This is a genomic window from Pedobacter sp. (genome assembly GCF_965279535.1).
Taxonomy (GTDB): Bacteria; Bacteroidota; Bacteroidia; order Sphingobacteriales; family Sphingobacteriaceae; genus Pedobacter.
Genome location: NZ_OZ257244.1, coordinates 516,487 through 534,039, shown reverse-complemented (window position 1 = coordinate 534,039; position 17,553 = coordinate 516,487). Strand labels below are relative to the sequence as shown.

The following is a 17,553-nucleotide window of genomic DNA, read 5'->3' as shown; positions in this document are numbered from 1 at the left end:
AATCAATGGACCAAAGTAAAACTCCGGGGTATAAAAAAATTAAGCAATGGCTAAAAGCCAATGGTCGAAAACCTTTCCAATTTCAAGAAGATGCCTGGCAACATTATATTGCGGGCTATAGTGGTTTGGTGAATGCACCTACAGGTTTTGGAAAAACATTCTCTTTATTTTTAGCTGTTGTTATTGAGGGATTAAATGAATCGTTAGAAAAAAACGCAAAAAATAAAGACAGACTTCAGTTAATCTGGATTACTCCACTCCGATCCTTAGCCAAAGATATTGCCCGGGCAATGAGGGAAACTTTGCTTGAAATTGGGCTGGATTGGCATGTAGGTGTGCGCAATGGAGATACTTCTCAGGCAGAGAAACTTCAACAAAAAAAATCAATGCCCGAAATCCTTTTGATAACTCCTGAAAGTCTGCATCTTCTTCTTGCGCAAAAGGGTGCAACCACTATATTTAAAAAACTTAAATGCATTGTAGCTGATGAGTGGCATGAACTATTGGGTAGTAAAAGAGGTGTACTGGTAGAATTGGCAGTTTCACGTATTAAAGGTATCCAGGCAGCAGCGAAAAACGAATCATTGCGTGTTTGGGGCATATCTGCTACCATAGGGAATATCGAAGAAGCTTTGGAAGTACTTGTTCCAGATGAACGCGTTAAGCGCATTATTGTCAAAGCTGATCTGGAAAAGAAAATAAGGATTAAATCAATTTTGCCCGATGAGGACGAAACATTACCCTGGGCAGGCCATCTTGGATTAAAGCTGGCTTATAAACTTTTACCCATTATTAAAAAAAGCAAAACCACTTTAATATTTATTAATACCAGAGGGCAATCAGAAATCTGGTATCAACACTTACTCAATATTGAGCCTGATCTGGCTGGTCAAATTGCCATTCATCATGGCTCTGTTGATTTTGAGTTAAGAAACTGGATTGAAGATGCCCTGCACACCGGGCAACTCAAAGCGGTCATTGCTACATCCTCCTTGGATTTAGGGGTTGATTTTAAACCTGTAGATACGGTAGTGCAGGTTGGTTCTCCAAAAGGTGTTGCCCGTTTTTTACAACGGGCTGGTCGTTCAGGCCATTCCCCGCACGAAATTTCTAAAATCTATTTTCTTCCTACTCATGCCCTGGAACTTGTGGAAGCTGCAGCCATAAAAGAGGCGGCCAGAAATAATAACATTGAAAGCAGAGAGCCCTTTATCATGGTTTTTGACACTTTAATCCAATATCTGGTAACATTGGCTATTGGTGATGGTTTTGATGATAAAATCATTTATGAAGAAATAAAAAATACCTATGCCTTTAAACTGATCCTTCCTGAAGAATGGAGTTGGGTAATGCAATTTATTACTTCTGGTGGCGATAGCTTAAGTGCTTACAATGAGTTCAAAAAAGTTGTTAAAGATGAAGATGGACTTTGGAAAGTTAAAAGCAGACAATTAGCTATGCGGCACAGGCTTCATATAGGTACGATTGTGAGCGACGCGATGCTTAAAGTGAAATTTATCTCTGGTGGATATATCGGAATGATTGAGGAGTACTTCGTAAGCAGACTTAAAGCAGGAGATCATTTTAGGTTAGCCGGGAGGGTTTTAGAGTTTATACAGGTTAAAGACATGACCGTGGTGGTGAGAAATAGCAAACAAAAGAATGCCATTTCTCCGAGCTGGAATGGCGGGAGATTGCCATTATCCTCAAATCTGGGTGCAGTTCTTCGGAGAAAATATAATGAAGCTCTTGATCAAACTCACCAGGATGAGGAACTGGATGCAATATATCCCCTTTTCTTACTTCAGGAACAACGATCGCATGTACCTAGAAATGATGAACTTCTGGTAGAACTGATCAATAATAAAGAAGGATTTCATCTATTTGCATATCCATTTGAAGGGAGACTGGTGCATGAAGTTTTGGCTGCATTAGTGGCTTACCGTTTGAGCAAATTACTTCCCATTAGTTTTTCTATTGCCATGAATGATTATGGCTTTGAACTGCTAAGTGAAACAGAAATTCCGATGGACGAATCTATTGCATATGAAGTTTTTTCCCCGAAAAATTTAACTGAAGATATTAAATCGAGTATCAATGCAACAGAAATGGCCAGACGAAAATTCAGGGATATAGCCTGTATTTCTGGTCTCGTATTTCAGGGTTATCCTGGTAAGTATGTTGCCAATAAACACCTCCAGTCATCTGCTGGTTTGTTTTTTAATGTTTTTAGTGATTATGATAAACATAATTTACTTTTGCGTCAGGCTTATGATGAAGTGTTTTATCAGCAATTGGAAGAACCAAGACTTGCAGCTGCCTTAGAGCGAATTCAAAATGGAGCAATTGTTATTACAGAACCGAAGAGCTTTACCCCGCTTTCATTCCCGATTAAGGTAGATAGTTTAAGAGAAAATATGAGTTCTGAAGAATTGGAACAAAGAATTGCCAGAATGAAAGCCGAATCTGAAAAAATAAAGTAGAATATGACGATTACCAGTCAGGGTGAAGAATTAATTTTAGATAAAGAGCGGGCTTTGTATCTGCCAAAACATCAACTTTTAGCAATAAGTGATTTACATTTGGGTAAGTCGGCACATTTCAGGCAGGCGGGGCTTCAGGTGCCTGCAACAATAGGCCTTAGCGATTTACAGCGCTTAAGTTTATTGATAGAGAAGTATGATCCAAAGGCTTTATTGATTAATGGCGATATGTTTCATCATGGACTGAATACCGATATAGAGATTTTTGAAAGGTGGAGGATGCAATATCATCACATTAAGTTTCTTTTGGTGAAAGGTAATCATGATAAACTTACTGTAGCCGATTATGAAGCCATGCACATTGAAATACATGAACCCAGCTTTTGCCTTGGACCTTTTTGCTTTATTCATGATGCACCCCAAAATACTAAAGAAGAGCTCTATCCCATCAGTGGTCACGTGCATCCTGGAGTTTCTATTGTGGGTAAAGCAAAACAACGGTTAAAATTTCCTTGTTTCTATTTTGGGAAAAAACATGCGATTTTACCTGCCTTTAGTTTATTTACAGGCTTATATAATGTTTATCCAAAGGCAGATGAAAGAATCTTTGCTGTAACACCTAAAAATGTTGTAGAAGTATAATTTTATAGATGTGCTTCGATAATTTGTTTCAATTGTGAAGCCTGAAGTACACCACTCTGGCGCCAAAGCTGTTTACCTTCTTTAAATAGCATTAAAGTTGGAACACCCTGAATATTCAGTGAACTTGCTGCCTGAGGGTTTTTGTCAATATCAATCTTAATGATGGAGGCCTTATCGCCTATCTGCTGTTTAACCTGCTCTAAAATGGGAGCCATCATTTTACAAGGCCCGCACCACTCGGCAAAAAAATCTACCAGAACAGGTTTAGTGCCATTAATTAAATCTGAAAACTTAGCCATAATGCTCTTTTCAATATAAACAAAAGATCGTATTATTTAGTTTTCTGAAGGTATCAGCACAATCCATTACACCGCAATTGATAATTCTTCCTGAAGTGCCTCCACCCAATTATCAAAAAGCTTTTGCTCAATCTGAACTATCTTTGCGGCGTGATCTTCCCAGTTAGAATCAAATTCTGCAAGTTGATTGATCATCTCTTCTAAATGCCCCTCTTCTTCCAAAATAATAGATTTAACATTAACCTTACTCCTGGTTTCATCTAATATCGTTTGGTAAACCGGATAAAGCTCATCTGCACGCACTTCAATAGCGTAGGTTACAAACAAGTAGGCTGCAAACTTTAATTCATAGCCAGAAAGATTAAACTCGGTTTTAAGGTATCTGCAAACTGCAATATCCAGTGCATGAAGGTAATATTTCGTATAATTTGGAGAAAGTAACTCGGCATTGGTATAGGTTTTACAAAGTGCCTCATCAACCTTTGCGATTTGTTTTTTGAGGTAATAAGCATGACGGTGTTCTTCTGCCGCATGTTTAAGCACAATAAGGTTTACATTCTCCTTGTGCTCAGACGCAGAAATTTTCTTTGCACCTGCATTTTCCATGTAAGAAAGTGTATTTAACCACTTGGCGTGCAATACCTTATCTGAAACTATAGACTTTAAAACTGAATCTAACATCTTTTGTCGATTAATTAACTTATGCGCCGGATACAAATGTATCTTAGCTGCTGTGTAAAGCTAAATTAAATTTCTCTGTTTAGATCCCAGTTTTCCAAATAATCTGCAACTCTTCGCACAAACATTCCACCCAGTGAGCCGTCAACCACGCGATGATCGTAAGACAATGAAAGAAACATCATATGTCTAATGGCAATAACATCCCCGTGTTCGGTTTCCAACACTGCTGGCTTCTTTTTTATTGCGCCTACTGCTAAAATAGCTACTTGGGGTTGATTGATAATAGGTGTTCCCATTACATTGCCGAAAGAGCCTACATTAGTTAAAGTGAAAGTTCCTCCCTGTGTTTCATCTGGTTTTAACTTAGAATTTCTTGATCTTGTAGCTAAATCATTCACTGCTTTAGTTAAGCCTACCAGATTTAACTGATCCGCATTCCTTATAACCGGAACAATCAGGTTACCACTTGGTAAAGCTGCTGCCATACCAATATTAATATCGCGTTTTTTGATTATTTGAGTACCGTTTACTGAAACATTAACCATTGGGAAATCTTTAATGGCTTTGGCAACAGCTTCAATAAACATCGGGGTAAAAGTGATTTTTTCATTTTCACGTTTTTCAAAGCTATTTTTAACCTTATTGCGCCATAAAACCAAATTGGTTACATCTGCTTCAACAAATGAAGTTACATGTGGAGAGGTACTCTTACTCATTACCATGTGATCGGCAATTAGTTTTCTCATCCTATCCATCTCTATAATTTCATCTCCACCACTCACACTTGTCGTTGCAGGTTTGTTTGGCGAAGGAACGGATGCAGGCGTGTTTACTATTGGAGTTTCAATTACAGGAACTGTACTACTTTGTTCCGCAACTGTTTTTTGACCACCATTTTTATTGGTGATATAGTTTAGTAGGTCGTCTTTATTTAAACGTCCGTCAGCTCCCGACCCTTTGATTGAATCCAGTTCTGCGAGAGAAATCTGCTCTTGGGCGGCAATGCTTTTAACTAAAGGCGAATAAAAGCGATCTGAATTGGTAAAATCAGGTTGAGGAGTTGGTTTATTTGGAGTTAACTGATCCAATCCTGGGATGGCTTCGACTTTTTCCGGCACAACAGGAGTATCAGTTTTAATTTCTTCTACTTTAGGCTCTGCTTCGCCTGCAGTTTCAATAATAGCGATAATATCGCCAACCTGAGCAACCTCATCTTCTTTAAATAGCTGCTTTATTAACTTACCTGCTACGGGAGATGGTACTTCAGAATCAACCTTATCGGTTGCGATTTCTAAAATGGTGTCATCCATTTCTATGGAATCACCAATTTGCTTAACCCATTTTATAACTGTTGCTTCTGCAACACTTTCACCCATTTTTGGTAACAATAATTCGTATTGAGCCATATTAAATTCCAGTATTTTATATTGGTATTGCGCCAAAAATACGGTTTTTATTCTTGAAGCTAGTCTTCTTTAAGTAGATTTAATAACATTGTTAATGCCGAAACAGCAGCTCTTTCGATGTTTTGTATTCGTTTATTGCTGAAATTAAACACTTTAGCGACAGTTTTTTTATTATTCGCTATAGCAATCCAAACAGTACCAACGGGTTTGCCTTCCGTTCCACCGTCAGGACCAGCAATTCCACTAACAGAAATTGCATAGTCTGTTTTGAAGTGTTGTAAAGCTCCTTCAACCATTTCTATTACGGTTTGCTCGCTAACAGCACCAAAGGTAGCCAGTGTTTCTTCCTTAACACCTAAAACAGATTGTTTAAGCTCGTTGGCATAGCTAACTGCGCCACCCCAATACACTGCCGAGCTACCCGGGTGTTGCGTAATGAGATGGGCTATATACCCTCCTGTGCAACTTTCTGCTGTAGATAACGTTAAACCTTTCTCCTTCATTAAATTAAGAATGGCCTTTTCCAGTGGTATATCATCATCTATAACCACAAATTTTTGAATTCTTTCAATAATTTGTTTGGAAAATTGCGCCACATCCAGCTGCAGTGTAGCCTCATGATCACCCCTTGCCGAAAGACGCAATCTTACTTGCCCTAATTTGGGTAAATATGCCAGTTTAATGTTTTCCGGAAGACTGTTCTCAATGTCCTCAATTTCTTTAGCTAGAAATGATTCTCCTATACCAGCGGTAAGTATGGTTTTATGAACAATAGCAGGTAATTTAAATTGTGTTTTAATCCTGGGTAAGATTTGCTCGTCCATAAGGTACATCATCTCAAACGGAACTCCAGGCATTGATACGAATATTTTATTTTCCTTATTAAACCACATGCAGGGGGCAGTACCATTTTTGTTGAGGATCACCTCACAACCATCCGGAACTTCGGCCTGTTTGATGTTGATGTCTAACAGTGGTCGCTTAAATTTCTGGAAAATTTGGGCTACGATTTCCAACGTACCTTCATCTAGTCGAAAACCCATACCAAAATATTTTGCAAGGGTTACCTTCGTTATATCATCTTTAGTTGGGCCTAAACCTCCGGTAATTAAAATGATATCAGCTCTTTTCTCTGCTTGCGATAAGGCATCCAAAATATGTTGCTGATCATCTGAAACAGAACTGATTTGTTTTACCGTAATGCCAATTAAATTAAGTTGTTTGGCCATCCAGGCGGAGTTGGTATCTACAATCTGACCGATTAAAATTTCATCTCCAATGGTAATAATTTCAGCTAACATGTGTCCTTTTAATAAGTAGTGTAGAATCCTTGTCTCTTGCTCAGCTTTAAATCTTGTAATATTGATGCTTTAACCTTGATGGTAAGGGAATAACTTTTGTACGCACCGTAGGGAACCCAGTTTACACTCATATCCCAGCAATGGAGGTCGCGATATATGGCGATATTCATTGGGGTTAAACCATTATTTTGAAAGTCGTAACCCGAGTTGAACGTTACTTTCCATTTAGGTGTAAGATTCAAATCTCCATTAAAATTTAGGGTATTAGATATATTGCTAACCCCTAAATTATTCGAATACTGGAAACTATAAGAGAATGAAAAGTTCCAGGGAATATTAAAATCAACAAAAGCATTAGGATCGCGACTGATTGCCGCTAATTGTGCCGATTGCATTTCACTTAAACCATTTTTGCCGGCTGCGTCATTAATCTTGTCGTTCGCCTCATTTTTACGTTTAAGCGCTTCAGGATTCAAGCTATAATCGAACGAAAAGCCAAAATTAGTTAAACGTGGTAAAATCTTACCGCCCTGGAAGAAATATTTGTCTATTCTGGATATTACACCAGCCGAATCTCTTAATAAATAAGGATCAAAGCTACCATTATAATTGATCCCCAATTTGTCTGTAAATTGCGAACGGCCGCTAAAACTAATGGTTGATAGCTTGTATGAAGGTGCTACAAAGTTATAAGATCCGCTAAAGCTCAAACCCTGAATAATCGGGATTTTTCTCTCACCTGTTCCGGTAGTATCCTTGTCTGATTTCACTTTCAATTCTACGGTATTATCTAAACCGAAACCAATCGCAGCTTGTTTAGTAGAAAATGAACCTGGTGCGGCCATACCTTCGAAAATGGAATACCTTACAGGCACACGCAAAGTACTGGCCGGATCAAAAAAAGTTTCACCATTTTGGTTAAGCGCATCTTTATAGGGGCCTTTTCCAGGCAGGGTAAAATCAGGAGAATAGGTAAATGACATGGTTGGTGTCATTACGTGTCTCATTGCTTTGATCTTACCTAAATTTTTGAATTCCTTCTTGCCGTATATTTTAGTTGAAAGACTCGTTGACAAGTTATAACTACCAGCACGCTTAAAACCAGCAATAGTGTCGGTTCTTGCCGAATAAGTTCCATCATCGAATTGAGTGTATCTTTTGTTAACGGTTTGAAAATTCCAATAATCATTGTATGTACCACCTAAACTGAAGTTTAAATATTTCAGCGCAGTGAAAGACATGTTAACCGGAATGGTATGCGTGAAACCAGTCCTTAATCTCTTAAGCCCGTTATTATCGAATAGCAAACTATCTTTTGTTTCAATACTGTTTGAACCATTCATTCCGTAACCTACTGTTATCTTCTGATACCATTTTTGCTCTCCAACCCTGTTTTTTGAGTCAAAGGGATTAAAAGTTGGCACGTTGAATGTTAACTCAGGCAATCTTAAACTTATATCTCTTGTACCTAATGATTGGTTAGAAGAAGTTGTTAAAGAGTAGTTTATGCCGCTATCATATGTCCTTGAATAACTCACACTACTGGATGTGGTATTCGTGGCTATGGTATTTTGATCGTAAGTAGTTCCCGCTGCAGTACTCCGGTAATAGCTGTTTCTTCCTGTAGAAACCAGGTTAACACTTGCGCTAAATGTGGTTCCTGGTTTGGCATTTGCATTCTGAGAATGGCTCCATGTAATATTAAAACTTTTGGTTGGGTTTGCAAAAGCATCCGTTCCTTCTAAGCCATCCTTAAAGCTTGCATACCTTAAGTTAATGTTACCGTTATACTTATATCGTTTTGTGTAATTGCTTAAAACGCTAGCTTCATATGAACCATTTGTATAAATAGACCCCATTAATTTGGCATCCCAATAATCACTGAGTCCTAAATAATATCCGCCATTTTGAAGGAAAAATCCCCTGGTTGCATCTTCTCCGGGTGTAGGTAGGATCACACCGGAAGTTCGCTTATTGGGTTTGGGGAAAAACGCAAACGGAAGGCCCAAAAATGTAGGTACATCTTCAATAATCATATACACAGGTCCTGTTATGATCTGTTTCTCGGTTACTACCCCTTTAGAAATCATCAATCCAAAATGTGGATGAGGCAAGTTACAGGTGCTATACATTACATTTTTGATGTGAAGTTCGTCATCAATCTGCTTTTTGCTTTGCCCTCCAGAGAAGAAGCCTCCCTCCTGTTCAGAGAAAACGCCATAAACCTTAGCCCGGGTTGTTTCTGAGTTGTAATATATCGAATCTGCTATCGCAGTACCTTCTGCGCCTGATTTGAAAATAGGCCGTCCGTTGTATCTTCCGGTTTTGGGGTCTTTCAGCCCACTGGCAAAAATGGTGTTCTTTTTCTTATCATATTTAATGTAGCTTGCATCGAGCTCAAAATCGCCATAAATAACACGTGCATTTCCATACAAATAAACGATATTTTTATCTGCACTCATTTTTACAGAGTCGTCAGCTTTGTATTCGACTTTTTGATCTAAACTGCTGTTGTTCTTACCTTCTTTCTTGGTTGTATCCTTTTTAGAAGTGTCTTGCTGGATGATCTGTTGCAATGAAAAACCGGAAAATGCGTTAGCTTTACTAACAACAAGTGTTAATAAAATGACAGAAATTAGTAAAATAGAGCTCTTAAGAAGTTTCAAATTCGTGTTTGAATGTTATTTTTGCAAAGATGTTTAATCAGAAACGTTCAAAATTAGTGAAAAATATACCATTGATGTATCTTAAAACCATTTTAACATTTTTTATTTGTTTCGCTCTCTTCAATTCTGTTGATAATCAAGTGCTTGCACAAGAATACAAAATTAAAACAATTGTAATTGATGCAGGACACGGGGGGAAAGACGGAGCAACTCATGGCCTCTATTCAAAGGAAAAGGAGGTTGCGCTCAAAACGGCACTAAACTTAGGGAAAGCGCTTAAAGACAGTTTGCCTGATATTAAAATTATTTATACGAGAGAAACAGACGTATTTATTCCGCTTTATGAACGCATCAATATTGCAAACAATGCGAAGGCAGATTTGTTCATATCTATCCATTTAAATGATATGCCTGTTCGTGTTTCGAGGGTTGTGGATTATTATAAAAAAGTTAGAGGAAAAAAAGTGCCGGTTTACAGAACCATAACATCAAAAAGTACTTCTACCAGAGGCACAGAAACATTCGTTTCGGGTACCGGTAGATTAGGGGAACAAGATGAGGTTATAAAAAGGGAAAATGCTTCGATGTTTTTAGAGGAAAACTATCAAAAGAATTACGAAGGATTTATTGCCAATACACCAGAAAACGATATCATGCTTTCCTTAATGAAACAAACTAACCGGGATAGAAGCTTAAAATTCGCATCATTCCTTCAGCAGGAGTATGTGAATGCAGGAAGAATCAACCGTGGTGTTCAGGAAAAAAGCTTAGCAGTGTTGGCAAGAGCAGCAATGCCTGCAGTTTTAACGGAAATTGGATTTGTAAGTAACCCTGAAGAAGAGGATTATATGAACTCTCCCGAAGGACAGAACGAAATTGTTACAGGTATAATTAAAGCGGTTAAAAATTATAAACGTCTTGTAGAAACATCATTTTAAACATCCCCATATTAATGAAGCTTAAACTTCTTTTAATTTTATTCTATTCTTTTTTATTTCTCTCTCCAGGGCTTGGCATGGCTCAAGGATATCGGATAAAAACTATCGTAATTGATCCGGGTCACGGTGGCAGAAAACCAGGTGCTTCCGGCAGTATCTCTAAAGAAAAAGATATCGCACTTAAAGTAAGTTTAAAACTTGGCGCAAAACTGAAAGAAGAAATGCCAGGTATAAAAATTATTTATACGCGTACCAAAGATGTAGATGTAGATTTATATAGAAGAGCTGAAATTGCCAATGAGGCTAATGCCGATCTTTTCATTTCCATTCATTGCAACTCTATGCCTCCTGGTAATAAACATATAAAGGGTGTAGAAACTTTAGTTGCCGGGTCACATAGATTAAAAGAACAAGATGCGGCGATTAGAGAAAATGCGGATATTAAGCTTGAAAAGGATTATAAAAGTAAATATGATGGTTACGACCCTAACAATCCAAGCACTTTTATTCTTTTATCATTATTAAAAAACACCTTTAGAGATAAAAGCATTAAATTTGCCAAACTTATCCAAACGAGTTATATCAGCAGAGATGAAAGATTAAGTCGTGGAGTTAAGGAACAAGGTGTGTTGGTTTTGCAAAGATGTGGGATGCCAGCCGTTTTAACAGAGGTTGGTTTTATTTCTAATAAGGAAGAAGAACGCTACATTAATTCTGAGAATGGTCAGAATGAGATTGCTAATTCTATCCTGGCTGCAATTAAAACATACAAAAAAAACATAGAAGTTAAATAATTGGCATTATAAATGATGCTTGATTTTAACTTACTGATTTATAAAAAACATAAAAACCAAACAAAATCAACGGTGAAAACATTTATATGTAAATCGCCTGAAAAAAATAGCGCTCCGGCAGGTTAAAATTCAAATTGCAACTTGCGGCCATAAAAAAGAACACTCATGAAGATTAAGAACGAAACCAAAGTAGGTATTTTAGCTGCATTTGCCATTGCTTTATTGATTATTGGATATAACTTTTTAAAGGGAAACTCCATATTTTCTGACGAGACCAGCTTGTTGGCAAGGTATACCCGGGTAGATGGGTTAACAGTATCCAAACCTGTATTGATTAACGGATATCAAATTGGACGTGTAGCCAAGCTGCAATTAGAACCAGGAGGCACAATTTTGGCTACTTTAAGCATTAACAGTAAATATGAGATTCCTAAAAATAGTATTGCTCGCTTAGAAGGAACTGACCTTTTGGGAAGCAAAGCGATTGTGATGGAATTGGGTAATTCACAAGAAATGGCTGAAGATGGTTTTACCTTAAATGCCAATGTTGAGAAAGGATTGATGGAACAGGTTCAGCCGGTTCAGAAGAAAGCCGAATTAATTATTGGTAAAATGGATTCAATCCTGAGCAGTGTAAACTCGATTCTGAATCCTAATTTCCAAAAAAATGTAGATAAAAGCTTTAACAGCATTGCAGGAACGCTGGCTTCCCTGGAAACAACATCTAAAAAGGTTGATAACTTAGTGGGATCAGAAAGCGAAAGAATAGCTGCCATTTTTAAAAATGTAGAAGGAATTACGGCCAACTTAAACAATAACAATCAAAAAATAAGTGCAATATTAACCAACATCAATACCGTTACCGATAAATTCGCAGCTGCAAACTTTAAGCAAACAATCGATAATGCAAATACGGCTATTGCAGATCTACAAACGGTAATATCGGGTATTAAAGATGGTAAAGGAAGCTTAGGATTATTGTTGAATGATACCAAAATGTATGATAATCTGAATAGCGCTTCGAAAAATTTAGATGCTTTGATGATCGATTTGAAAGCAAACCCTAAGCGTTATGTGCATTTCTCTGTATTTGGCGGGGGAAACAAGAAAGACAAATAACATAAAAACCATCTGTACTGAGATGGGGTATTTTATAATTTAAGGAGAAAGGGACTGTTCAAAATTATGAATAGTCCCTTTTTCTTATAAAATAATTTCCTCTCTTTAAGCTCTTTATCACAGCAGATTGGAGACAGTTTATAGCTTATTTTAGCCTTTACATCCAATTGCCTAACTTTTTACGTAGGTTTGAAATGCTCAATTAACACTTTATGATAAAAAAGATAATTTTCTTACTTGGCATTGCCATGATGTCGCAACTGATGGTTGCCTGCATTGATTGTAATTGTCCGAAACCCCAGAACATTTATTTTACCAATAATGGCCTTGCTCTAAAAAATATGGATAGGTCGTTACCTTCCCCAATGCTTTCAAGCGCCGGCACAATTGCGGCTGCTAATTACGGTATTCATATACAGGTGCTAAATGAACAGCTAACAGCTCAAAACAGACGTGTAAAATGGAGTTTGATGCAAGCTGCTTATGCTTGTAGTTGTGAAGGAAATTATTTTATATCCAAAGAAAGTATCTCGGCCATCCAAATATTTTCAAATAATGATTTTGATTCCAGCCATCCCAAAGGCACAGATCTAAGTTTGTATTTTAAGGTTAATCACTTTAGTGGAATGATCTCAGTAACTGAATATATTAAAACCTTAAAAGACTTAAACTATAGCAACGATCCTTCCATCTTTACATATATCTTTTTACAGAATGCTCCAGGAAGTAATAAAAAGCATAAATTTCGGATTGTATTTTCCTTGTCGGATGGTAGAAGTTTATTGGCAGAAACTACTGAAGTTGAATTAGCCTAATAATTTGAGGTAGAAATTAATAACAGGTATATACCGTATTCACGAAAAGTTTATCATAATTAAAGCTGGAAAGTTTTTCCCTCCAATGCCAGTTCTGTGTTTTCGAAAACGGATTGTGCTTCGTCTAAAAGCATCTGTAATGTCTTGTAGCGAGATGAAAAGTGGCCGATAAGTAATTTCTTTACATTATTGATTTTGGCGACTTGAGCAGCTTGTAATGCTGTGGTATGATGTGTTTCTTTAGCCCTATCCAATAATTCGTGCATAAATGTGGCTTCATGATACAGTGTGTCGCAATCTTTGATACTTTCAAAGTATCGTTCATCATATAATGTATCAGAACAGTAAGCATAGCATCTTGGCGGTTCAGCAGGAATGGTATAGTCTTCACTTAATAGAATCTCTCCACTTGGAGTTTCTACATTTATGCCTTTTTTCAGGGCTGTATAATAAGCCATGGGGATTAAATCAGCCTTTTCTTTAATTAATTTTCGCTGGCGTTGCTTCTGCTGAAAAATGAAACCTGTTGTAGGGATTCGGTGATTGAGAATAATAGTTTGTACCGTTAGCTCAGTATTTTCAAAAATTTTAGCGGGTTTTGTAGGGTCGATGGCGAAAAACTCAATTGGATATCTCAATACGGTATCTGAGTACTTAAACTGGATTTCTAAAATTTCAAGTAGTGCTTCCGGTCCGAATATCTGAATAGGTTTAATCCTGCCGTTTAAATGTAAGCTGGATAATAAACCAATTAAACCGAAATAATGATCGCCATGTAGATGACTGATGAAGATGTAATCGATGCGAGCTGCTTTCAGATTATATTTAATGAGCTGTTGTTGGGTGCCTTCTCCACAGTCGATCAGGTAATATTTCTCATTACAATTTAAAAGTTGTGCCGTAGGGTTTCTATTAAAAACAGGTGTTGCCGAGCTGCTTCCTAAAATTGTAACTTCAAATCTCATTTAGTAGTATATAAAAAGCCTCGTAGGTACATAAACTACGAGGCTTAAATTTAAGTTATTTAAACGTGAGTTATTTTTCGCCTCTAAATTCTTTTTCCAATTCATCCATAAAGATGAAATCAGTAGCTTCTTCTAATGTATTTACAAACGTTACAGATTGAAATATGTTTGAAAGTTCTATAATATCTGCAATTTCATCATTAATGCCGGTAACGATAAATAAACCACCTGCGGCTTTACATAATCTATCTCCTACCAGTAAGCAGCTCAAATCTTGTGCGTCTGTACATGCTTTAACATGACTTAAATCAACAATGATGTTTTTAAATCCTTCTGCGTTCAATAAATACAATTCAGATTTTACCCCTGGGGCATTATCGTTGGTAAACTGTGGCTCCTTTAATTTAAGGGTTACATATTTATCATGTTTATCTACTGAAAATTTCATCTCTCTCTGTCTTTTAGTTTACTAATGTATAAAATTTCTTTCGAATTAAAGTGTTTCCATAGCCTTTAAAACATTGCTTTCTATACGGCTGGCGATCGCATCTGCATCTGCCTTCACGAATTTCTCTCCTACAATTTGCTCATAAAGCTCTATGTATCTGTCAGATATTGAGTTAACAATTTCTGGAGTCATTTCAGGTACAGTTTGTCCGTCTTTTCCCTGGAAACCATTTTCAATTAACCACTTTCTTACAAACTCTTTAGAAAGTTGTTTTTGCGGCTCATTATTATCCTGACGTTCCTGATATCCTTCAGCATAAAAATAACGGGAAGAATCAGGCGTATGAATTTCATCAATTAAATAGATTACACCATCTGCTGAACCAAATTCATACTTGGTATCTACTAAAATTAATCCGCTCTTTGCAGCAATTTCAGTTCCCCTCTGGTACAATGCATAAGTATATTGCTCCAGCTTTTCGTAATCACTCAAAGAAACTATTCCCTTTGATAGGATGTCTTCTTTCGAAATATCTTCGTCATGACCAACTGAAGCCTTTGTTGTAGGTGTAATAATTGGCTGTGGAAGCTTATCATTTTCTTTTAAGCCATCAGGTAAGACAACACCACAAACAGAACGTTTGCCCGCGCTGTATTCTCTCCATGCATGTCCGGCAAGATACCCTCTGATTACCATTTCTACTTTAAAAGGCTCACAGATCCGACCTATGGTTACCATTGGATCAGCAACATTTAATACCCAATTGGGAACAATATCCTGTGTTGCAGACAAAAATTTAGCGGCAATCTGGTTTAAAACCTGACCTTTATAGGGTATAGCTTCTGGTAAAACAACATCAAACGCTGATATGCGATCAGATACAATCATTACCATATACTGGTCTGCAATGGTATATACATCACGTACCTTCCCCTTGTAAAAATTACTTTGGTTTGGAAAATTAAAATGGGTTTCTTTTAGTGCTTTCATGAGGCAGTAAAAATACAATTTTAAAATAAAAAAGCTGATAAAATTCAAAGTCTGAGGTTTTGAAACCATAAAATAGAATCAAACCTCAGACTTTTATTTGCTTAACTAATTTACTGGATATCTCCGTATGCTTTTAAAATATCTTTTACGAGTTTATGGCGAACTACATCTTCCCCACTTAAGTAAATAATATCGATTCCTTTAATGTCTTCCAGAATTCTTAATCCGTTAAACAAGCCCGACATTTGCTTTTTAGGTAAATCAACCTGTGTTACGTCACCCGTAACAATAAACTTAGCAGTTGGCCCCATACGCGTTAAAAACATCTTCAATTGCATATCGGTAGCATTTTGTGCCTCATCTAAAATTACAAAACAATTATCAAGGGTACGCCCCCTCATAAATGCCAATGGTGCAATTTCAATCGTACGGTTTTCAATGTAGAACTTTAATTTTTCTGCTGGAATCATATCATCCAGTGCGTCATATAGTGGTCTTAAATAAGGATCAATTTTCTCTTTTAAATCTCCCGGAAGGAAACCCAGGTTCTCTCCTGCTTCAACTGCTGGTCTTGTAAGGATAATCCTCTTGATTTCTTTATTCTTTAGTGCCCTAACTGCGAGTGCTACGGCAGTATATGTTTTTCCGGTACCTGCCGGACCGATAGCGAAAAGAATGTCATTTTTAGCAATACTGCTTACCATTTTACGTTGGTTTGCTGTTCTTGCCTTTACCAAAAGTCCATTTGTTCCGAAAACGATTACCTCACCGCCACCTGATTTTGGATCTGCAAGCTCTTTTTTCACAAGCCCCTCGGCTTTTGCTCCTAAAATTGATTCAACATCATTATTGGTTAATGAACTATAGGTTTCCAATTGATTAACCAGCTGATTAAATTTATCCTCGAAAGACTTAAGTTCCTGTTCATCACCGAGTACCTTTACCTCGCTCCCTCTCGCTACAATTTTTAGCTTGGCGAAAGCACCCTTAATCATTTCGTAATTTTCATTGTTCGGACCCCAAAATTGTGCTGGGTTCACGGTGTCCAGAGTTAATTTTAATTCGTTCAAGCTGTATATTTTTTAAGTTTTCGGGCTAATATTAATTTTAATTTGAATATTTGTAGGCGCTTAGCCTCTACACAAGAATAAGCATAATTAATGAATATTTAATGGGTATAATTACTTTAACAACAGATTTAGGTTCAAAAGATTTTTATCAGTCTGCCTTAAAAGGTAGCCTCTTAAGCCTGATGCCTAATGTTAATTTAATTGATATCACTCATGAAGTTCCTGCCTTCAATATTTCTTATGCAGCCTTCGTTTTAAAAAATGCATATCCATACTTTCCTAAAAATACAGTGCATTTAATTGGGATCGATTCGGTATACAGTGAAAACACAAAGTATATTGCTGTAAAGCATAGAGATCATTATTTCGTTGGTGCAGATAATGGTATTTTTTCATTGCTGTTTGAAGATACCCCTGAAGATGTTGTTGAGCTTAATATTATGCAGGATCTTAAATATCTCCATTTTCCATTGGTTGATATTTTTGTGAAAGCAGCAACCCATTTAGCCAAAGGTGGTAAGCTAAAAGATATTGGTTTGCCTGTGGCAGAGATTGAGCATAAAATGCTATTACACCCTGTAATTGAGCGCGATGTAATTAGAGGTAGCGTGGTATACATCGATACTTTCAGCAATGTTATCACCAACATCACCAAAGATTTGTTTACTAAAATTCAGAAGAACAGAGATTTCACGCTATATTTTAGAAAAAGTGAAACCATTACGCAGTTGAGCTGGCATTATAACGAGGTTCAGGAGGGTGAAAAGCTTTGTTTGTTTGGGATCAGTAATCACCTGGAGATTGCCATCAATAAAGGAAAAGCCAGCGGTCTTTTAGGTTTACATTTGGGAGATATTGTTAGAGTAGAGTTCCATCCTTAAAGGCCAGGGCTGAAAAACTCATTCGTAAAATCTTGGAGATCTTATCAATCGCAGT

General features: G+C 37.1%; 16 protein-coding genes. 7 read left to right on the top strand and 9 right to left on the bottom strand.

Annotated features, from left to right (window positions below):
* Nucleotides 1-5 precede the first annotated feature (5 nt).
* Both ACQY77_RS01880 and pdeM read left to right on the top strand, forming a co-directional pair.
* Complete coding sequence (locus tag ACQY77_RS01880) at nt 6-2,483, top strand: ligase-associated DNA damage response DEXH box helicase (RefSeq protein WP_421939685.1); 2,478 nt, start codon at nt 6-8, stop codon at nt 2,481-2,483.
* 3 nt (nt 2,484-2,486) lie between these two features.
* Nucleotides 2,487-3,125 (top strand): ligase-associated DNA damage response endonuclease PdeM, encoded by a 639-nt coding sequence (pdeM, locus tag ACQY77_RS01875; protein ID WP_421939686.1) that lies wholly within the window; start codon nt 2,487-2,489, stop codon nt 3,123-3,125.
* 2 nt (nt 3,126-3,127) lie between these two features.
* Here pdeM and trxA read toward each other — a convergent pair whose 3' ends face one another.
* The 5 genes from trxA to ACQY77_RS01850 all read right to left on the bottom strand — a co-directional run bounded on the left by trxA (nt 3,128) and on the right by ACQY77_RS01850 (nt 9,388).
* Nucleotides 3,128-3,424, bottom strand: coding sequence for a thioredoxin (gene trxA, locus ACQY77_RS01870; protein ID WP_421939687.1), 297 nt, complete (start codon nt 3,422-3,424; stop codon nt 3,128-3,130).
* A 66-nt stretch (nt 3,425-3,490) separates the two neighbouring features.
* On the bottom strand, nt 3,491-4,105 hold the full coding sequence (locus tag ACQY77_RS01865; protein WP_421939688.1) for a hypothetical protein: 615 nt from the start codon (nt 4,103-4,105) through the stop codon (nt 3,491-3,493).
* A 65-nt stretch (nt 4,106-4,170) separates the two neighbouring features.
* Nucleotides 4,171-5,511 carry a dihydrolipoamide acetyltransferase family protein gene (locus ACQY77_RS01860; protein ID WP_421939689.1) on the bottom strand — a complete coding sequence of 447 codons (1,341 nt, stop codon included), beginning with the start codon at nt 5,509-5,511 and terminating at the stop codon, nt 4,171-4,173.
* 59 nt (nt 5,512-5,570) lie between these two features.
* Nucleotides 5,571-6,812 carry a competence/damage-inducible protein A gene (locus tag ACQY77_RS01855; protein ID WP_421939690.1) on the bottom strand — a complete coding sequence of 414 codons (1,242 nt, stop codon included), beginning with the start codon at nt 6,810-6,812 and terminating at the stop codon, nt 5,571-5,573.
* Nucleotides 6,813-6,820: 8 nt separating this feature from the next.
* Entirely contained in the window at nt 6,821-9,388 is a 2,568-nt protein-coding gene (locus ACQY77_RS01850; RefSeq protein WP_421939691.1) for a putative LPS assembly protein LptD, read from the bottom strand.
* Nucleotides 9,389-9,507: 119 nt separating this feature from the next.
* Between ACQY77_RS01850 and ACQY77_RS01845 the strand changes: the two genes are divergently transcribed.
* The 4 genes from ACQY77_RS01845 to ACQY77_RS01830 all read left to right on the top strand — a co-directional run bounded on the left by ACQY77_RS01845 (nt 9,508) and on the right by ACQY77_RS01830 (nt 13,144).
* Nucleotides 9,508-10,416 carry an N-acetylmuramoyl-L-alanine amidase family protein gene (locus ACQY77_RS01845; RefSeq protein ID WP_421939692.1) on the top strand — a complete coding sequence of 303 codons (909 nt, stop codon included), beginning with the start codon at nt 9,508-9,510 and terminating at the stop codon, nt 10,414-10,416.
* A 14-nt stretch (nt 10,417-10,430) separates the two neighbouring features.
* The gene (locus ACQY77_RS01840) at nt 10,431-11,210 is read left to right on the top strand and encodes an N-acetylmuramoyl-L-alanine amidase family protein (protein WP_421939693.1); all 780 of its coding nucleotides are present in this window, start codon (nt 10,431-10,433) and stop codon (nt 11,208-11,210) included.
* A 165-nt stretch (nt 11,211-11,375) separates the two neighbouring features.
* Complete coding sequence (locus tag ACQY77_RS01835) at nt 11,376-12,329, top strand: MlaD family protein (protein WP_421939694.1); 954 nt, start codon at nt 11,376-11,378, stop codon at nt 12,327-12,329.
* A gap of 212 nt (nt 12,330-12,541) precedes the next feature.
* Nucleotides 12,542-13,144, top strand: a complete 603-nt coding sequence (locus ACQY77_RS01830; protein WP_421939695.1) for a DUF5034 domain-containing protein — start codon at nt 12,542-12,544, stop codon at nt 13,142-13,144.
* Nucleotides 13,145-13,203: 59 nt separating this feature from the next.
* Here ACQY77_RS01830 and ACQY77_RS01825 read toward each other — a convergent pair whose 3' ends face one another.
* From ACQY77_RS01825 to ACQY77_RS01810, 4 genes are all read right to left on the bottom strand, one after another.
* Complete coding sequence (locus ACQY77_RS01825) at nt 13,204-14,109, bottom strand: ribonuclease Z (protein WP_421939696.1); 906 nt, start codon at nt 14,107-14,109, stop codon at nt 13,204-13,206.
* A gap of 70 nt (nt 14,110-14,179) precedes the next feature.
* Nucleotides 14,180-14,557 carry an STAS domain-containing protein gene (locus ACQY77_RS01820; protein WP_421939697.1) on the bottom strand — a complete coding sequence of 126 codons (378 nt, stop codon included), beginning with the start codon at nt 14,555-14,557 and terminating at the stop codon, nt 14,180-14,182.
* A gap of 45 nt (nt 14,558-14,602) precedes the next feature.
* Complete coding sequence (locus ACQY77_RS01815; RefSeq protein WP_421939698.1) at nt 14,603-15,547, bottom strand: phosphoribosylaminoimidazolesuccinocarboxamide synthase; 945 nt, start codon at nt 15,545-15,547, stop codon at nt 14,603-14,605.
* A 110-nt stretch (nt 15,548-15,657) separates the two neighbouring features.
* Entirely contained in the window at nt 15,658-16,617 is a 960-nt protein-coding gene (locus ACQY77_RS01810; protein ID WP_421939699.1) for a PhoH family protein, read from the bottom strand.
* Nucleotides 16,618-16,718: 101 nt separating this feature from the next.
* Between ACQY77_RS01810 and ACQY77_RS01805 the strand changes: the two genes are divergently transcribed.
* The gene (locus ACQY77_RS01805; RefSeq protein ID WP_421939700.1) at nt 16,719-17,498 is read left to right on the top strand and encodes an SAM hydrolase/SAM-dependent halogenase family protein; all 780 of its coding nucleotides are present in this window, start codon (nt 16,719-16,721) and stop codon (nt 17,496-17,498) included.
* Nucleotides 17,499-17,553: the final 55 nt, after the last annotated feature.

Coding starts and splice junctions, on each gene's coding strand:
- ACQY77_RS01880 (WP_421939685.1), top strand. CDS start 6: ATGGACCAAAGTAAAACTCCGGGGTATAAAAAAATTAAGCAATGGCTA.
- pdeM (WP_421939686.1), top strand. CDS start 2,487: ATGACGATTACCAGTCAGGGTGAAGAATTAATTTTAGATAAAGAGCGG.
- trxA (WP_421939687.1), bottom strand. CDS start 3,424: ATGGCTAAGTTTTCAGATTTAATTAATGGCACTAAACCTGTTCTGGTA.
- ACQY77_RS01865 (WP_421939688.1), bottom strand. CDS start 4,105: ATGTTAGATTCAGTTTTAAAGTCTATAGTTTCAGATAAGGTATTGCAC.
- ACQY77_RS01860 (WP_421939689.1), bottom strand. CDS start 5,511: ATGGCTCAATACGAATTATTGTTACCAAAAATGGGTGAAAGTGTTGCA.
- ACQY77_RS01855 (WP_421939690.1), bottom strand. CDS start 6,812: ATGTTAGCTGAAATTATTACCATTGGAGATGAAATTTTAATCGGTCAG.
- ACQY77_RS01845 (WP_421939692.1), top strand. CDS start 9,508: ATGTTTAATCAGAAACGTTCAAAATTAGTGAAAAATATACCATTGATG.
- ACQY77_RS01840 (WP_421939693.1), top strand. CDS start 10,431: ATGAAGCTTAAACTTCTTTTAATTTTATTCTATTCTTTTTTATTTCTC.
- ACQY77_RS01835 (WP_421939694.1), top strand. CDS start 11,376: ATGAAGATTAAGAACGAAACCAAAGTAGGTATTTTAGCTGCATTTGCC.
- ACQY77_RS01830 (WP_421939695.1), top strand. CDS start 12,542: ATGATAAAAAAGATAATTTTCTTACTTGGCATTGCCATGATGTCGCAA.
- ACQY77_RS01825 (WP_421939696.1), bottom strand. CDS start 14,109: ATGAGATTTGAAGTTACAATTTTAGGAAGCAGCTCGGCAACACCTGTT.
- ACQY77_RS01820 (WP_421939697.1), bottom strand. CDS start 14,557: ATGAAATTTTCAGTAGATAAACATGATAAATATGTAACCCTTAAATTA.
- ACQY77_RS01815 (WP_421939698.1), bottom strand. CDS start 15,547: ATGAAAGCACTAAAAGAAACCCATTTTAATTTTCCAAACCAAAGTAAT.
- ACQY77_RS01805 (WP_421939700.1), top strand. CDS start 16,719: ATGGGTATAATTACTTTAACAACAGATTTAGGTTCAAAAGATTTTTAT.